The organism is Shewanella marina JCM 15074, from assembly GCF_000614975.1.
GTDB classification, from domain to species: domain Bacteria; phylum Pseudomonadota; class Gammaproteobacteria; order Enterobacterales; family Shewanellaceae; genus Shewanella; species Shewanella marina.
Genome location: NZ_BALM01000012.1, coordinates 65,624 through 79,086, shown reverse-complemented (window position 1 = coordinate 79,086; position 13,463 = coordinate 65,624). Strand labels below are relative to the sequence as shown.

Annotated in this window: 14 protein-coding genes; 4 read left to right on the top strand and 10 right to left on the bottom strand. The window is 39.6% G+C overall.

From position 1 onward, the window contains the following. Positions 1-7 precede the first annotated feature (7 nt). From JCM15074_RS10830 to JCM15074_RS10820, 3 genes are read right to left on the bottom strand one after another with little or no spacing between them, the layout of a single operon-like run. Positions 8-1,447, bottom strand: a complete 1,440-nt coding sequence (locus JCM15074_RS10830) for a protein adenylyltransferase SelO (protein WP_025821224.1) — start codon at positions 1,445-1,447, stop codon at positions 8-10. 38 nt (positions 1,448-1,485) lie between these two features. Continuing rightward, positions 1,486-1,773: a hypothetical protein gene (locus JCM15074_RS10825; protein WP_025821223.1), complete on the bottom strand. Its 288-nt coding sequence runs from the start codon at positions 1,771-1,773 to the stop codon at positions 1,486-1,488. Between the two features lie 57 nt (positions 1,774-1,830). Beyond that, positions 1,831-2,760 (bottom strand): hypothetical protein, encoded by a 930-nt coding sequence (locus JCM15074_RS10820; protein ID WP_025821222.1) that lies wholly within the window; start codon positions 2,758-2,760, stop codon positions 1,831-1,833. A gap of 159 nt (positions 2,761-2,919) precedes the next feature. On the opposite strand from JCM15074_RS10820, the gene JCM15074_RS10815 reads away from it, so the two are divergent. From JCM15074_RS10815 to JCM15074_RS10805, 3 genes are all read left to right on the top strand, one after another. After that, entirely contained in the window at positions 2,920-3,279 is a 360-nt protein-coding gene (locus JCM15074_RS10815; RefSeq protein ID WP_025821221.1) for a DsrE/DsrF/TusD sulfur relay family protein, read from the top strand. A gap of 161 nt (positions 3,280-3,440) precedes the next feature. Next, positions 3,441-3,821: a nitrous oxide-stimulated promoter family protein gene (locus JCM15074_RS10810; RefSeq protein WP_025821220.1), complete on the top strand. Its 381-nt coding sequence runs from the start codon at positions 3,441-3,443 to the stop codon at positions 3,819-3,821. Positions 3,822-4,160: 339 nt separating this feature from the next. Further along, positions 4,161-6,218, top strand: coding sequence for a S9 family peptidase (locus JCM15074_RS10805; protein WP_025821219.1), 2,058 nt, complete (start codon positions 4,161-4,163; stop codon positions 6,216-6,218). A 69-nt stretch (positions 6,219-6,287) separates the two neighbouring features. Here the strand turns inward: JCM15074_RS10805 and JCM15074_RS10800 are convergent, their stop codons facing one another. The 4 genes from JCM15074_RS10800 to JCM15074_RS10785 all read right to left on the bottom strand — a co-directional run bounded on the left by JCM15074_RS10800 (position 6,288) and on the right by JCM15074_RS10785 (position 8,119). After that, positions 6,288-6,617, bottom strand: coding sequence for a 50S ribosome-binding protein YggL (locus JCM15074_RS10800; protein WP_025821218.1), 330 nt, complete (start codon positions 6,615-6,617; stop codon positions 6,288-6,290). Between the two features lie 114 nt (positions 6,618-6,731). Beyond that, positions 6,732-7,001, bottom strand: a complete 270-nt coding sequence (locus JCM15074_RS10795; RefSeq protein WP_025821217.1) for a hypothetical protein — start codon at positions 6,999-7,001, stop codon at positions 6,732-6,734. A 162-nt stretch (positions 7,002-7,163) separates the two neighbouring features. Beyond that, positions 7,164-7,754, bottom strand: a complete 591-nt coding sequence (locus JCM15074_RS10790) for a hypothetical protein (RefSeq protein WP_037469597.1) — start codon at positions 7,752-7,754, stop codon at positions 7,164-7,166. A 23-nt stretch (positions 7,755-7,777) separates the two neighbouring features. Continuing rightward, positions 7,778-8,119, bottom strand: coding sequence for a YkvA family protein (locus JCM15074_RS10785; protein WP_025821215.1), 342 nt, complete (start codon positions 8,117-8,119; stop codon positions 7,778-7,780). 217 nt (positions 8,120-8,336) lie between these two features. On the opposite strand from JCM15074_RS10785, the gene JCM15074_RS10780 reads away from it, so the two are divergent. Next, a complete protein-coding gene (locus JCM15074_RS10780) occupies positions 8,337-9,185 on the top strand; it encodes an AraC family transcriptional regulator (RefSeq protein WP_159105282.1) in 849 nt (282 codons plus the stop codon). Positions 9,186-9,188: 3 nt separating this feature from the next. Here JCM15074_RS10780 and JCM15074_RS10775 read toward each other — a convergent pair whose 3' ends face one another. The 3 genes from JCM15074_RS10775 to JCM15074_RS10765 form a co-directional block, all read right to left on the bottom strand. Beyond that, positions 9,189-10,499 carry an MFS transporter gene (locus JCM15074_RS10775; protein ID WP_025821213.1) on the bottom strand — a complete coding sequence of 437 codons (1,311 nt, stop codon included), beginning with the start codon at positions 10,497-10,499 and terminating at the stop codon, positions 9,189-9,191. 16 nt (positions 10,500-10,515) lie between these two features. Then, on the bottom strand, positions 10,516-11,466 hold the full coding sequence (locus JCM15074_RS10770; RefSeq protein WP_025821212.1) for a DMT family transporter: 951 nt from the start codon (positions 11,464-11,466) through the stop codon (positions 10,516-10,518). A gap of 513 nt (positions 11,467-11,979) precedes the next feature. After that, positions 11,980-13,392: a basic amino acid/polyamine antiporter gene (locus JCM15074_RS10765; RefSeq protein WP_025821211.1), complete on the bottom strand. Its 1,413-nt coding sequence runs from the start codon at positions 13,390-13,392 to the stop codon at positions 11,980-11,982. Positions 13,393-13,463 lie beyond the last annotated feature (71 nt).

Sequence of the window (13,463 nt, the reverse complement as noted above, 5' to 3'; positions counted from 1 at the left end):
ATCATCCCTAACTACTGCAAGATAAAATTAAACCTTCACCCCAATCTGGCGGTCGCTGAGTTAATGCTTCTGCGCCAGTGTGTGTAATATAGGGTTGCCTAAGTGTTTGGTATAGCAACTCAAATGGACGCTTATCACCTCGCTCCAATCCTATAATGGCTTCTTGCGCTAAATAGTTACGTAGCACATATTTAGGATTCACTGCCAATCGCTGTTGTTGCCATTGCGCGGTATCAGTCACCTCCGGTAAAGCCTCAAGGTAGTTATCATACCAAGCGTCAAAGGCTTGTGGATCAATACAGTGATCACGTACCGGATGTTTTGTGATGAATGGCTCCTCTTCAGCTAATTGCCGCAATGTTAGCGTATAATCTAAGCGCTGAGTTTGCATCACATGGGTTAATTGACCAATAATTTCAAAATCACGTTGTTGGTTTCGAGCAACGATGGCTAACCCTAACTTTTGGCGCATCAAATATAAATAATGCTCAACCACTAACGGCTGATAAGTCTGTAATGCTTGCACCAAAACATCAGATTCAAGCAGGGGGGTTAATGCCTGTGCGAGGCACTGTAAATTCCAAAAACCAACTGACACTTGCTGTGAAAAAGCATAACGACCCTCACCATCTGACTTATTACAAATAAAATCTTCATGGTAAGTATCAAGAAAAGCAAACGGGCCATAATCAAAGGTATCACCCAGAATCGACATATTGTCGGTATTCATCACGCCATGACAAAAGCCAACAGCTTGCCAATGAGCAATCATTCTCGCGGTATCTTGCACCACTTGATGAAACCACGCGTGATAACCCGCACTATCACAGCTATATTGATAATGCTGCTTAATACAAAAATCGACTAGCTGTTTTAGCTCAGATTTACCTGCTTGTAAGGTATGTGTTAGATATTCAAAGTGACCAAAACGAATATGGCTGCGGGCTAAACGCACTGTAATCGCTGCGGTTTCCATCTGCTGACGTAATACAGGTGTATCACTGCCAACAACAGCTAGCGCGCGTGAAGTTGGAATACCAAGATGGTACATCGCCTCACTGGCTAAGAACTCGCGAATACTTGAGCGCATCACTGCGCGGCCATCACCATGGCGTGAAAAAGGCGTTTTGCCGGCCCCTTTAAGCGCCATATCAAACGCCCCTTGAGGCCCTAACACTTCACCTACAATAATAGAGCGACCATCACCTAATCTGGGACTATAACCACCAAATTGATGGCCGCTATAGACTTGCGCATAATAGTGAGCTTGCGGCAGAGGTTGTTGCCCTGCAAACTGTTGCAGTAAGTGATCACTTTGTTGGCAATGATGAATTAACTGCGCCGCATCATCGCTCCATGCTAACCAAGATGGATTATCTATCGCACTAGGACTCACCACTTGATAGAGTGATGTTAACTGCTCAAAAAAATCATATTTAAATTGCATCATCACTCCTTAATATTCAGGTTAAATCAGCTAATAAGTTACTGACTGTATTGCTCACATTTAACTTGTTTATTGGCATCTAACTTACAGCGTAAACCACACTTATATGCATTGTTTTTATATTCACTAATACGTTCCATACCACGCGCCTTAATTTGGCAATGTTCTAGGCTATCGTAATAGCCTTCAATATAGGAAAAATCATCAACATTTTTAGGGACTACGCTATGGTCAGAATAATAAAACAAAGTCCACTCAGGCGTTTTAGTACAACCACTTAATAGTACTATTGAAAAGACAAATACGCCTTTTAATATCATTTTCATTATTTTTACCCATAAAAAAAGCGGAACCAATGTCCGCTTATTATAAGCAATTAGTGATTAACGCATAGCTTTTGCTTGGCTACGTTGAATTCGCGTAATTCGACCTTCAAAACCAGTCACGGTGCCATCAGTTAATTGCAAGCCCTGAGCTTGCTCACATAATGCTATCGCTTGTGCATATTGGCCATTATCACTTAGCAAAGTTGATAATTGCATAAATACTTCACCAGAAAGTAACGCTACCACCTTTTGGTTCTCAAGCACTAATTGGTCAAACTGTTGGTATAACTCGCAGCCATACTGACTATATTGCGCTTGTTTGCGCAGCTTATAACACTCTTTGATGGCGCCCGTTAACCCAAGTAAGCGGCTATCTGGGGTTGTGGCCTGTAAATAGTGGCTCATACTTTGCTGCAATTTATCGTTAGCCCACTGTGGAATAGGCTGATTAGCTGCAACAGCGTTATCTGCTTCAACTGCTTCAACTGCTTCAACTGCTTCAACTGCTTCAACTGCTTCAACTGCTTCAACTGCTTCAACTGCAGTATCAGTGACTTGATGCTCATCAACAACCGTTAATGGTACATCTTTAATATCATTTTCAACTAATGTTAGATCGGGTTCATTATGCTTAACTGCAGAAGGCTCACGCGCTTTTTCAGCTTGAGCTGCAATTTGTGCTTGCACATCAATAACCGGATCAGCAATCTCAGGCTCATACGCCATCACTTGCTCAAGAGGCTCTGTTGGCACCTTCATGGTGATAGGGGTAGACGCTATATCTTGTACAGCGGGAGTAACCGATGCCGATAATGGTGGGATGTTATCATCAACAACCATTGCAGGTTCTGTGACAGTCTCTTGCTCTGCCTTAGTGTTTACCTTCTCATTAAACGCTTTTAGTTGCTCTTCACGGGCAACACGTTGGGCGCGTTTAAATAAATAGAAGCCGATTAAAACCAACACAATAATGACGATGATTTCCATGGTGTCTCACCTTTAAATAATGAACTCAATTAATATGCTTTATTTTTATCCAAGATAATTTATATCCTATTTTGCCATAGGTATCAAAAAACCTATTACAACATCGAGTTAGAATGATTTAATCTACTACTAACTCACTACAAATTCGAGACCTTAACGATGCAAAAAATAGTCATTGTCGCCCACGCCAGTCCTTATGGCACAGAAAAACTATTCAATAGTTTACGTATTGCGCTTGCATTAAAAGATCAGTCTCAACAAGCCGTTGAACTCAAGTTATTTCTAATGTCAGATGCTATTTTTGCGGCATTACCCGGCCAACAAACACCCGACCTCAGCTATAACATTCAACAAATGTTAGAGATCTTACTCGCGCAACAGGTTGAAATTAAGTTATGTAAAACCTGCGCAGAAGCACGAGGTGTTACAACAGATATGCTTATTCCTGAATGTCAGATTGGTACTTTAACAGATTTAACCCTCTGGACACTTGATGCAGATAAAGTAATTCATATTTAACGCATATACTTTGGGTTAACTGAGTTGAGAATTTGGAGAGTTAGCTCAAAAAAATAACATCTCAATTTGTGTCGGCCTATATTAGCAACCTACTATGCATACTCAAGCTATCCGAATATGCGGTTAGTTTGAGTCATAGAAATCGCTAAAGAGGAGTTGCAATGGCAGATCACGATATATTACAAGGTTCACTGCAATCAGAATATAAAACCATTAAAGCGATGGTCCATATCCACTGCAAAGCACATCATCCTCACCTAAGCCAATGTCCGACCTGTCAGGAATTTAATCAATACGCATTAATGCGATTAGATCGTTGCCCCTATGGCGAACAAAAACCCACTTGCAATAAATGCCCGATCCATTGTTATAAACCCGCCATGCGCGAACAAGCACGGCAAATTATGAGCTATGCTGGCCCAAGAATGTTATTAAAACATCCTATATTAGCGATTAAACATTTAGTTAATGAGCAACGTCGAGTACCGAGTAAACCGGAGCAAAATGTTTCAAATCGGCACTTACGTAATAATAAAGCCTAATTTATAACGACAATATTCTGTTTAAATCGCTATTTCACTATTTAAGCTTTACTTATTAAGCAAAGCCAGCTTAAATTAGCGAGGTAACGACTGCGGTCGTTACCTCCAGTCATCACTGTGGTTGCGTCAGTTGCCATCTGCGTTATTAATCACTTTGGTGGCTGGAACCTTTCAAATTTATCCATCTTCGCTTCATTTCGTCATAATTCCATTATTTTTATCATTTTGATTACTTTCCTATAGCAAAAATAATCTCTTACGATATATTAATACTACTGTTCGTTTTACGACCACCTATCGCAATTAAGCTCTATCCTTTACTAATGGAACCAGTAAATCATGGATAAATATAAACTGACTTGGCTCGCCCTTTTTTGTAGTACCACTTTATTATCAACAAACGTCAATGCAGCCCAAAGAGAGCATCAAATTAATAACGATGATTTTTTTGAAATTAGTAATATGAGCAATGTGCTTGCCAGCCCGGATGGGCGTCATGCTATTTGGCTAGAAAACCGTTGGGATAAAGAGTTAAATCATGCCCAACGTGATATTTGGCAAATCGAATTGGCCTCTAAACAAATCAAGCGACTCACATTTAGTAATGAAAGTGAATCCAGTTTGCAATTGAGTCCTGATGGTCAATTTATTTACTTTCTTGGCAAACAAAGCAAAGTCGATGCAAAAGCGCCATTTAATGGCAAAACCCAAGTTTTTAGGATCCCAATTAATGGTGGTGATGCCGTCCCCATGACGAAAGAGCCTTTAGGCGTCAAAGCCTTTGAGCTTAATCATAATGGTCATCAATTATATTTCCTCGGTTATCGTAATAGTAAAGACGAGGATAAATGGTCAGCCATGCGCAGTCAGCATAAACAACCTCAGTATGGCCATGGTGAACGTAAAGTTAACCCACTTTATAAACTCGACTTACACAATTACCGCCAGCAACTCGTACTCGACGATGACAAAGTCGTATGGGAATTTGATGTCAGTAATGATCAACAACAAATCGCCCGTATTACCACAACAGATAATGAATTAGTCTTCTTAGAAGGCTGGTCAAATATTGATATTTATAACACCAAAACCAAACAAAATAGCCAACTGGCTGACACCACATGGCGTAGCCAAGCCGCCTCTCCTTATGGCTGGTTATTAGGCCTTGATTGGCATCCAGATAACCAACAATTGGCATTCCGTATAGATTTTGATGGTCATCCAGGTCGTTTATTTGTCGCCAATATTAACGACCAAAGTCAGATTGAGTTAAAGCGCCCAAAACAAGTCACCCTCACCAGTAATGACATCCAATGGCGACCAAATAGCGATGAGATCTGCTACCGAGCCGCGGATATGGGCCGCGTTAATCTCTTCTGTAGCGAAGTTAAAAATGGCTTACAAGGTGATACACGTAGCTTGATTGCTGGTGATAATGTGATTGGCAGTTATAGCTTTGGTAAAGATGGCCGCCGTGTACTGTTTAGCCATAATGGCCTCGACCATTTTTATGATCTATTTACCGCCAGTGCCGATAGGCAACAAACCAATAAAATTCGCCTAACTTCAATTAATCCACAAGTCGATACTTGGTTATTGCCACAAATATCAATAGTGAAATGGTCAGCACCTGACGGCACCCTGCTTGAAGGTATTTTAGAGTTGCCACCTAAATATGACAAAAGCCAAGGCCCACTGCCATTAGTAGTGCAAATTCATGGTGGACCAACGGCTGCAACACCTTATGCTTTGCAACATCGCAGCTATGGCCGTAGCACCTTTGCCGCCAATGGTTGGGCATTATTCTCTCCTAACTACCGCGGTTCTACTGGCTATGGCGATAAGTTCTTAACCGATCTGGTTGGCCATGAGCATGATATTGAAGTACAAGATATTATGTCAGGCGTCGATTACCTGATTGAGCAAGGCATTGTTGATGGCGATAAGATGGCAGTGATGGGCTGGAGCAACGGTGGCTACCTGACCAATGCCCTGATCACTCACAGTGATCGCTTTAAAGCGGCGAGTTCTGGTGCCGGTGTATTTGATCAACGTCTGCAGTGGATTTTAGAAGATACCCCCGGCCATGTGATTAACTTTATGCAGGGGCTACCGTGGGAGCAAGTTGAAGCTTATAACAAGGGGTCAAGCTTAACCCAAGCCAATAAGATTAAAACACCAACCTTAATTCACATCGGCGAAGGCGATGAGCGAGTGCCTCTCGGTCATGCTCAAGGTTTGTATCGAACCTTATACCACTATTTAAATGTGCCCGTTGAGTTAGTCGTTTATCCAGATGAAGGCCATGGTTTAAGCCAATATGATCACCGCCAAACCAAGATGGATTGGGATCAAAAATGGTTCGAGCATTATGTCCTAGGTAAAGCGGTTAATTAGACCCCTTTATTACAAAAAAATGCACCTTATTAGGTGCATTTTTTATTGCCACTTAATCTGCAATCACGACTAGAAGTCGTTCATATCTTGCATTTCAGACACAACCACTTCTGAGCACTTAGGGTGAGCTGCTAACCATGCCTGTACGGCTTGACGATCGTCTTCAGTCGTAGACTCATAACGCTCATCTGCAATCACGAAAGCATCAAATGCGCCTTGTGAAGCACCGCCAACAAATAACAATTCTCGCGACTCAAGGAAATCAGCAAAGTCATCAAAGAATTGATCATTACAACCATGATTTAATAAATCAAAGTGGGCATCAGCTCTAAAACCAAACTTGGCAAATTCACCTACATATAATTTCTTTCTTAAACGTCTATTTCTTTGTTTTTGCATAGTAAAACCTATCTAAAATATAGCAATCACGATCAACCCAGAGTATGGGCCATTCGTGCAGTATTGCTTGGGGGAAAACTTACTTGATATAGCAAACGATTAACCAATGCGGATTTAATCTTCCATCCAATCCATATTCGGTAATAAATCAAGATGTTGACTGTAACGCTTTTCATTAAATGATGCGCCATTTTGCATCACATCCATCACTTCAACAGCCAGCGCACAAGCCATCCACTCAATCGCTTCTTCACGCGGCGTACCCGTCATGACTAATCGCATTAACGTTTCTTTGACTTTCTTAGGCTCGCCATCAGCAAGCTGATTTTCGATTGTTTCGATAAGTGTCGCTTCAGTCATGTAGCTTTCTTGTTGATTATCCATTGATTACAACTCTGTCATGTATTTGGCGCCATTATGCCATAGTGTAAGGCGGAGTGATGGATAATAAATTGGCAAGATTAGATAGTCATTTCCCCAATAAAAAACTCTTCTCACCAATAATGAAAAGAGTTCTACATAAAGTGACATTGACAACGATGAGGACTATTTATGTCCCCAAGGCGCTGGCGGAGGAGTGATTGGCGTCGTTAAGTCAAAATCAACTTTAAAATTGCGATTTTCACGCGTTAATTGATAAGCAAATATATCGTCAGTGACATACATATGCCACACATTGGTGACGGCTTGCGGCAAATTATTAGCAATCAACATCTGCTTAGAAAACTCATCCACCGGGAATGATTGCTTATGCTCAATCCCCGCAACTGCAGTATCACCACCGTATTGAGTCACTTTATCTTCACTGCCATCTTGATGACGATGATCATGCTTTAAACGCAACCCGGTCTCGGTCTTAGTGACCACCCAAGTGCGAGAGCGGTCTTCCCCCACATGAAATGGAATTTTTATCACGCTATCACTGCATTCACGTACGTGCATCACTAGGGTTTTGCCACCGAAGGTCGCATCATCTTTATCGCCTGCAGTAATGGTGCCCGCATAGGCTTGACCACAATGCTGACGCAACGCATCAAAAAACACCTCTTGCTCAGGGGCAATATCGGCTAAAACATTAGCTGAGAACAAACTGGTAACAGCACATAATCCGTACATAACTGAGTTATTTTTTATCATTATTATCTCCATGTAATGCGAGGTTAGTGTTGATCACCAAACCAAGCTTCTGTTTTTTCTGCTGCTTGTTGTTTGACGTTATCGTCAATATAAACACTCACCATCGCAATTGCGGCAGCAATCGCGCCTAAATCATCAGTAAAACCTACAAACGGGGTGATATCAGGAATGGCATCAATCGGCGAAATAAAGTAAGCCAAAGCACCAAAAATAGCAGTTTTAGCCCACTTTGGGGTATCTGGTCGCTGTGCGGCATAATAAAGCCACAGCGCTTTTTCAACGACCTCTTTACCTGCTTGTTTAGCATAGTGTTTTAGCTTATGCCAAAAGCCTGAGTCTGAGTATTCTTGTGTGTTGTTATCCATTGTTTCCTCCTATACCCAAACAACCTGAATACAACAAGTTACTTAGGTATAAATTACGGTACATAAATCAATCACACATTAATAGAGTAACCGCTATCGATAAACAATCTGTTTTACAGTTGCATGTGGATTTATTTGACCATGCTCACCCTCTAAAGTTTAACATAATGATAAATTGCGGTAAGTAATCTATTGCCGGAATGATAAAATGGTTAATATGAATTCTCATATTCATATCAATAATGATTTCTTTCTGTTTTCTTCAGAAGCCGAAGTGTTACTGACACCTCATTATCATTCATTTGCAGAACTGCTGTTTGCTGATGATAGCCCACTACTGGTTATTTCAGACACTAAGCAGCCTATTACTGTCGAAGCCCACGAAATCATATTTATTCCACCACAAATGCGCCATTGCGTGTCGCGCCCTAACGGTGAATTAAGTTGCCGAAGTTTACAAATCAATCTCTATAAACTTTATCATCTATTATCTCCTAGCCCTTATGCTGCACCGCTAATCAATTTATTTAATACGAAAAATCAAAAGATTATTCCAGCCAATCAAGCGAATCAGTATATATCGTCTATTTATAATGATATTAAAAATGAATTTGAACTAAATAATGTCAGTGCCATTATTCAAATTATTGAATTGGTGGCGACCGAAATCACTAACCAAGCGGGCGTAGAATCGATAGAACAACAGTTAATACAAAAGAAAACATTAAGAGAGCTGGAGTTATGTTCATCGCTTAATTATATGTTTCAAAGTAACCCCGCCATGACCAGTGATATCGATGCACTATCACAACATTTCTTTATGTCTAAATCGACATTTAATCGCTTAGTCAAAAAGAGTATGGGCATGTCCTTTCATGCTTGGTTACTGCAACAAAAGATGTTAATTGCATCTCGCACCCTGCTTGAATCTGAAGACTCGATTCAAGAGTTATCTGATTTATTAGGGTTTTCTTCTGCTTCTCATTTCTCAAAAGTCTTTAAAGATTACTTTAACGTCACGCCGAGTAAGTTTAGGGCGTTCACAATTGCCAACGCCCATATCTAGTCATTAATGGTGCTTATAAGTCGCGACCATCACCGTTAAGGTGATGGTGGAAATAAACATGATATAAAGCCCTGGTGCAATGCTCAGTCCCGTCACTGAAATTAACGTGGTTGCAATAAATGGTGCAGTACCACCAAACAGTGCATTGGCACTATTAAATGATAATGCAAAGCCGCTATATCTCACCTTCGTTGGAAATAATTCACATAAATAACAAGATAAACAACCATCATTTAAGGCCAAACAAGCACTAAATAAAATCAATACCAGTGTTATTTGAATAATACTGGCTGATTCTAATATCGAAAATATTGGAATAGACAAACACATAAAGCTAAAAGATGCCAACATCAATAGCTTTTTACGGCCAAATACGTCTGACAGTTTTCCAACACCAAACACAAAAAAGATATAACAAATCAGCACCACAGATGAGATTGAAAACGCAGTGGTTTCTTTAATCTGAAGCTGCACCGTCATATATGTCGGCATGTAGCTCAATAGCAGATAAAAACCAACGGCATTTAAACTGGTGATAATAAACCCCAGTAATAGTGTCCTTTTATGCTCCTTAAATAGGATTTTGATCGGAATGGGTGCTTGTTCAGCTTTGCTATCTTGTTTGAATTTGACAAATTGCGGTGAGTCCTCCAATTGCATACGAATATACAAGCCAATTAACCCAAAAGGTGCTGCCAGTAAAAATGGTACACGCCAGCCCCATTCATGTAATTGTGTGGTTGATAGAAATGCATATAACCCAGATACGAATACAGAACCAAACAGTAATCCTGCAGCTGCACTTGCAGGCACAATACTGGCATAAAAACCTTTCTGTTGCTTTGGTGCAAACTCAGTTAGAAAGGTTGCAGCCCCAGCGTATTCGCCTGATGCAGAAAAGCCCTGAAACATTCTAGCGACCAACAGTAATATCGGTGCCCAAATGCCAATACTGTGATAATCGGGCAAAAAGCCAATACAAAATGTCGCACATGACATAATGATAATCGACGCTGACAGTGCGGTTTTTCGACCTATTTTATCGCCGATATGCCCCCAAAAAATCCCACCTAATGGTCGAACTAAAAATGAGAGGGCAAAAATAGCAAAAGCGGCCATAAGGCCGCTTGTTTTATCATAGGTAGGAAAAAATGACACTGCGATAATAGTGGCCAAAAAACCATACGACGCATAATCGAACCATTCAACAAAATTGCCAATAAAGCAGGCTGTTGATGCTCGTTTTAATGCACTTTGATCGACATTTTTTGGCATCTTAATCCCAATAGGGAGAGAACTAATATCAACACTCATAAGTTGCTACCTATTATTATTGGACACTCAGATTGGCTGCAGTGCGCTTGTTTTTAACATTACGCAATACACTAATTACCATCTCACTCATGCCACCCATAATAATTAATAGGCCACCAACCATCTGCACCCCAGAAAGCGGTTCGGTAAATACTAAAATACCAATAATTGATGCAACCACACACTCCCAATAAGAGATACAAGCGAATTCAACCGCTAATAAATTCTTAGTCGCAATAGTACAAAGTGATAGCGCACCAAAACCACACACAATACCAATCGCAATCCACCACAACCAATCGCTATTGGTCATTTGTGAAATTGATGGATTAGTAAAGAAGAACAACACACAGATACCCGCTAATGCGAATAAGAAGTTCCAAAATGAACGAACATCACCCGGTACTTCTGTACGATAACGACCAAAAAACAGGAATAAGCCATAACCTACACCAGATGCTAAACCAAGCATGTCTCCAATAAAGGTTTCTTGTGAGAAGCTAATCCCAAATGAGATCCCCGTTGGCGTAAAGCTAACTAAGCCAACAATCAACATCATACCGATAAATACGCAAACGATTGAAAACATAGTGATCGGTTTTAGTGGTTCTTTTAAAAAGATAATCGCCAAAATAGTTGAAATAATAGGGCCGATATAAATGAAGAAAACAGCGTTGGCAATTGAGGTTAACTGAGTTGAAGCAACGTAAGCGGATAAACAGGTTCCCATAAATATGCCGCTGGCGATCATGGAAGGTGATAATTTATATTTTTTTAAATCACCGACGCGATTCATCGATTTTAAAATAATAAAAAATAGTACTGCACCACATAACATTCTAGAAAAAGCGATGACATCTCCTTGAGCATTGATATGGCGAGCAAAAAAACCAACTAATCCCATCAGGGTAGCGGCGCCAAAAGCACTTGCAAAACCTACATATTTAGCATTCTCGAAAAATTTCATTACATATCCTTATATTAAAATATCAACAGCTAATATTTTCATTACAAGTAAGCGGTTTGGTTCCTCCATCACTCTGGAATCTATATTTTTTGATAGTTAAGTTATACACGACAATAAATTTGCTAACTCCCATAAAAGGGTTAACAAATATCAAATTTAATTCAAAAAAAATTAATTAACCTAACATTAACAAGCGTATTAATTTATTATTTATAGAGGTCACTTAAATTCCTACATACGAGGTTAAACAGTGTAGTTGCAACACAATGGATGAATAATAAGATATTGATAAATAACAATAAATATCATAACAATGATAATAACAAAGCACGTATCGACTAAATATGCAAAATACAAGCATATTTAAACAAAATAATTAAACGCTATAAAGTAATGCATTGAATCAACAGTATAAAAAATATAATTATTTATAATATGTTTGAGGAAGAGTATTTATTTGAAACATAAAAATAGCCAGACAATTAACTGCCTAGCCATTTCGATATATTATTTTTAATATAACCAAAAACCAAGAAGGCTTAATATCATTAAACAAATTATAATTGCCTGATTTTTACCATAAAACCATTTTTCACCATGCTGACGTTTAGTGATAATAAAGAAAATAATGCCCGGTAAATAAAGTAAACACGCCACCATTAAGTTGTGTATACCCGCGGCATAAATTAGCCAACAACCATAAATAGTTCCCATGGTGCCGATAAAAATCGTCGTATTATTCTTAGTCGCTAAACCGACTTTTAACGCATATGCCGCCACAAGTAAATAAGGTACTAAGACCATTACCGAAGCAATATTTAACAGTGTTGTGTAAGTGCCGCCAAAGAAAATAATAGCGATTAATGCAAACTGAACAAACAAGGTTGAAATGATTAAGCTGTATTGTGAAGTGCCATTTTTATTGGTTCTGGCAAAGATTTGCGGAAACATTTTTTCTTTAGCTGCAATATAAGGAGACTCAACAGTAAGCAGTGTCCAACTCAAATAGGCACCTAACACTGAAATAAGTAAACCAATACCAATGATCACTAACCCAACAGGTCCTAAAATGTGTTCTAGTATTTTAGCGGTTGATGGATTATGCATTGCAGCAAGCTCTGGTGTACTAATCACCCCCATCGACAATAAACTGATCAGTACATAAATCGCTAATGTGGTCAGTAACCCTAATACTGTCGCCGTACCGACCTCTTTTTGCGTTTTGGCTCGACCAGAAACGATCACCGCCCCTTCAATACCAATAAAGACCCACACAGTGAATAACATAGTGTCTTTCACCTGATCCATTAATGATTTACCCGCATGGGAGTATACCCCCGTTAAATCCAAGGTAAATGTATCGGCTTTAAAAGCGATAAGAGCAGCGACAATAAAAATAAAGATGGGAATTAACTTGGCAATTGTCGTAATAATATTAATAACAGAGGCTGTTTTTATCCCTTTTAATAATAAAAAATGAATGCCCCAGACATACACCGACGCCAAGCCGATAGAAAGTATATTGTTGCCCTCACCAAAAATCACATGTTGAGGGGTATCAAAGAATAATCCGAGTGTACTAAAAATAATAACTAAATATGAAACATTGGCGATAACGGCGCATAACCAGTAACCCCAAGCAGAAAAAAAACCGATTAAATCACCAAATCCAGCCTTCGCGTAGCCAAATACACCTGTATTAATTTCGGGCTTACAAATACATAACCGTTGAAATGTTAACGCGAGAAAAATCATCCCTATACCCGTTATAATCCAACCAATCACAACAGCTAAAGGGCTTGCGACTGAAGCCATATTTTGCGGCAAGCTAAATACACCTGCACCAATAATTGAACCAATTACTAGGGCACTTAACGCCCCTAAACCTAATTTATTATTTGTTGGGACTTTCGCTTCTGCTTTCATAATATAGCTTCTTATCCAACAGCCAAAAATTGGCTAAAAAAAAGCGAGTTGCTAGCATGACTATCAACTCG